The organism is Streptomyces sp. NPDC059456 (assembly GCF_042750055.1).
In the GTDB taxonomy this organism is placed as follows: Bacteria; Actinomycetota; Actinomycetes; order Streptomycetales; family Streptomycetaceae; genus Streptomyces.
Map to the genome: position 1 here is coordinate 3,969 of NZ_JBHYVA010000440.1, position 3,316 is coordinate 7,284.

Annotated in this window: 1 protein-coding gene; it reads left to right on the forward strand. The window is 75.9% G+C overall.

Annotation, left to right across the window (positions count from 1 at the left end; translation table 11 throughout):
- Nucleotides 1–232: 232 nt before the first annotated feature.
- A partial coding sequence (locus ACFXA3_RS29590; RefSeq protein WP_385191618.1) for a glycosyltransferase family 2 protein occupies nucleotides 233–3,316 on the forward strand: 3,084 nt, incomplete at its 3' end.

The window sequence follows — 3,316 nt, forward strand, 5'->3', positions numbered from 1 at the left end:
TCGGGGCGCGCGCCCCTCTGCAATAAAATTTCTGTGTTTTGCTCCCTCCCACCAACCCTCTCCACTCCCACGCGTCCCCCCTCCTGCACCTTCCCCGCAGGAGGCGGACCGCTGTGTTTCCAGCCGTTAGTGTGGGGCGCTGTCCAGCAGCCTCCGGGAGCACACCACCCCCGGATCCACTCCCCGGACCGCGCGTCCGGGGGGAACCCCAGGCCGGAGGGCCAGTAGAGCGATGTCCCTGCACAGCCAGTCGACGGCCTCCCACCAGGCTGCCGCCACACCCGAGTTCCCCCGGCACGTCGTCACCGCGGTCCTCGTCGCCCACGACGGCGCCCGCTGGCTGCCCAAGACGCTCGCCGGCCTCCTCGGCCAGGAACGCCCCGCCCAGAGCCACATCGCCGCCGACACCGGCAGCAGCGACGACTCCGCCCGCCTGCTCGGCGAGGCGTTCGGCGAGGACCGCGTCCTCCACCTCGCCCGCCGCACCGGCTTCGGCACCGCCGTCGACGAAGCCGCCCGCTCCGCCGGGACCCCGAGCCCCGAGGACCTCCCGTACCTCAAGCGCCCCAGCGGCTGGGACCCCGTCAGCCGCACGTGGCGCGACGACGCCTACGACCTCCCCGAACTCCCCCACGGCGAACCCGTCCAATGGCTCTGGCTGCTCCACGACGACTGCGCCCCCGAGCCCGACGCCCTCACCGAACTGCTGCGCGTCGCCGAGGAGAACCCCGACGCCGCCGTCATCGGCCCCAAACTCCGCGGCTGGTACGACAAGAAGCAGCTCCTCGAAGCCGGCGTCACCATCGCCCGCAGCGGCCGCCGCTGGACCGGCCTCGACCGCCGCGAACAGGACCAGGGCCAGCACGACCAGGTCCGCCCCGTCCTGTCCGTCTCCACCGCCGGCATGCTCGTACGCCGCGACGTGTACGACGCCCTCGGCGGCTTCGACCGCCGCCTGCCCCTCATGCGCGACGACGTCGACCTCTGCTGGCGCGCCCAGAACGCCGGCCACACCGTCCTCGTCGCCCCCGACGCCGTCCTGCGCCACGCCGAGGCCTCCGCCCGCGAGCGCCGCACCGTCGACTGCGCCGGACGCACCAGCGCCAGCCCCCACCGCGTCGACAAGGCCGGCGCCGTCTACACGGTCCTCGTCAACAGCTCCGGCCGCGCCCTGCCGTACGTCCTGCTGCGCCTGCTCGTCGGCACCGTGCTCCGCACCCTCGCCTACCTCGTCGGCAAGGCCCCCGGCCAGGCCGTCGACGAGATCACCGGCCTCCTCGCCACCCTGCTGCGCCCCGGCCGGATCCTCGGCGCGCGCCGCAGACGCGGCCGCCCCGCCGTCCCCGCCAAGGAACTGCGCCCCCTCTTCCCGCCGCCCGGCGCGAGCCTGCGGGCCAACGCCGAACAGCTCGCCGGGTACTTCGGCACCGACCGCGTCACCGACACGGCCCCCGTCGGACGGCACGGCGGAGCCGTCGAATCCGGCCCCGGCGGCGACGACGCCGACTACCTGGAGATCGAACAGTTCGCGCGCCTGAAGCGGATCGCCCGCAACCCCGCGCCCGTCCTCTTCGCCCTCCTCCTGCTCGTCTCCGTCATCGCCTGCCGCGCCCTGCTCGGCGGCGGCTCCCTGATGGGCGGCGCCCTGCTGCCCGCCCCCGACAGCGGACTCGCCCTCTGGCGCGGCTACACCGACGACTGGCAGCCCGTCGCCGCCGGCTCCACCGCCGGGGCACCCCCCTACCTCGCCGTCCTCGGCGCCTTCTCCACCCTCCTGCTCGGCTCCACCGGCGCCGCCCTGACCCTGCTGCTCGTCTGCTCGGTCCCGCTCGCCGGACTCACCGCCTACTTCGCCTCCCGGCCGCTCGTCGAATCCCGGCTGCTGCGCGCCTGGGCCGCCGTCGCCTACGCCTTCCTGCCCGCCGTCACCGGCGCCCTCGCCGGCGGCCGCCTCGGCACCGCCGTCCTCGCCGCCCTGCTCCCGCTCATCGCCCGCTCCGCCGTCGCCGCCTTCGGGTTCGGCGCGGCCGACGGCGACCGGGCCGGCTGGCGCCCGGTGTGGACGTACACCCTCCTGATCACCCTGGCCGCCGCCTTCACCCCCGTCGTCTGGCCGCTCGGCGCCGTCCTCGGGACCGCCGCCCTCGTACTGCGCCGCGCCGAGTGGAAGGCGTACGCCCCGCGGCTGCTCGCCACCCTCGCCGTCCCGCTCCTCGTGCTCGCCCCCTGGTCGCTGAGCCTGCTCACCCACCCCGGCCGGGTCCTCGACGAAGCCGGACTGCCGTACGGGGCCGGCTCCGCCACCGCCCTGGACCTGCTCGGCATCAGCCCCGGCGGCCCCCGCACCGCCGGCGGCCTGCTGCTCGTCGGCATCGTCCTCGCCGCCCTGGCCGCCCTGCTGCGCGCCGAGCGGCAGTTCGCCGTCCGCACCGCCTGGGCCTGCGCCCTCACCGCGCTGCTGTTCGCCGTCGTCGTCAACCGCACCGGCTGGGCCGGCCCCGCCACGCTCGTCTACGGACTGGCCCTGCTCGCCGCCGCCGTCGTCGGCGCCGACGGGGCCAGGGAGCGGGTCGCCGCCAGCAGCTTCGGCTGGCGCCAGCCGCTCGCCGCGCTGATCGCGCTCGCCGCGGCCGCCGGGCCGCTGCTCGGCGCGGCCGGCTGGATGATCAGCGGCGCCGACGGCCCGCTGGAACGCCGCGACCCGGTCCAGGTCCCCGCCTTCGTCGCCGAAGAGAGCGGCACCCGCGACCAGGCCCGCACCCTCGTCCTCGGCGGCACCTCCCCCGCCACCGTCTCCTACACCCTCGTCCGCGGCTCCGGCGGCCGCCTCGGCGACGCCGAGATCGCCGCCGAGGCCGGCAGCAGCCGCCAGCTCGACAAGGTCGTCTCCAGCCTCGTCGCCGGCTCCGGCGCCGACCAGACCGACCAGCTCAGCGGGTTCGCCATCCGCTACATCCTGGTCCGCGACCAGGCCCCCCAGCAGATGCGCAAGGTCCTCGACGCCACCCCCGGCCTCAGCCGCCTCAGCCAGCTCGACGGCAGCGCCCTGTGGCGGGTGGACCGCCAGGTCGCCCGTGCCACGATCGTCCCCGGCAAGCCCGGCGAGGCGCCCATCCCCGTCGCGTCCGGACCAGTCGAGGTCCACACCAAGATCCCGGCGGGCGAGGCGGGCCGCGTGCTGCGCATCGCCGACCGCGCGGCCGGGCAACGCCCCGGAAGACGCGATCGCCGCTTCACTCGCAGGGCGGCGCGCCAAGATCGTCTACCGGTTGACGGCCGCGGGCAAGGAGCACTTCGAGGAGCTCCTCTCCCACAC